The sequence below is a fragment of the Vibrio sp. 2132-1 genome (genome assembly GCF_033344315.1).
This window is the reverse complement of the sequence record NZ_JAWPON010000751.1, coordinates 1-543: the sequence shown is the minus strand read 5'-3', so window position 1 is coordinate 543 and position 543 is coordinate 1. Positions and strand designations below refer to the sequence as shown.

General features: G+C 49.7%; 1 protein-coding gene. It reads right to left on the bottom strand.

Going from position 1 to position 543, the window contains the following annotated elements; all coding sequences use genetic code 11:
• Nucleotides 1–543, bottom strand: a 543-nt coding sequence (locus R8N47_RS27775; RefSeq protein WP_412034501.1) for a GH36-type glycosyl hydrolase domain-containing protein, incomplete at both ends; no start/stop codon positions are given.

The following is a 543-nucleotide window of genomic DNA, read 5'->3' as shown; positions in this document are numbered from 1 at the left end:
GCACGTAGGAGTACGGTTCTGCGATACGTTTTTCGATGATGTCGTTTTGGTTGTATGGGTTGAGTGCATCGTAGAACTTCATCGCACGGTCACCGCGCCCCAATTTTGCTTCAGCAACCCAAGCCCATGGGTTTGGATGTGAGAAGATCGCACCGTTTTCTTTTACGCCTTGGTAAACGCGCGTTACAAAGCCGATATCATCATTTGGTGTTGCGAATGATGGTGAGTTCAGATGTAGGCCGTATTCAGAGAATAGATTCTCGTCGACTGCGTCCATTGCCTTTTCACCGCGCTCTTGAGATACCGCACCAGACAGCACCGCAAGAGTGTTTGACTCAAGGTGTACACGACCTTCTTTTTGTTGCGCTGTACCAATCTTGTCGCCGTTTTTCGTTAGACCACGGATATACCAGCCGCCTTCTTCGTCCCAAAGGTGTGTTTCACACGCTTCACGCACGTTTGCTGCCATCTCGGTGTATTTTTCAACGTCGGCTTCCTTACCTAGGTATTTCGCTAGGTCGATGAACTCCTGCAGTGCCCAGA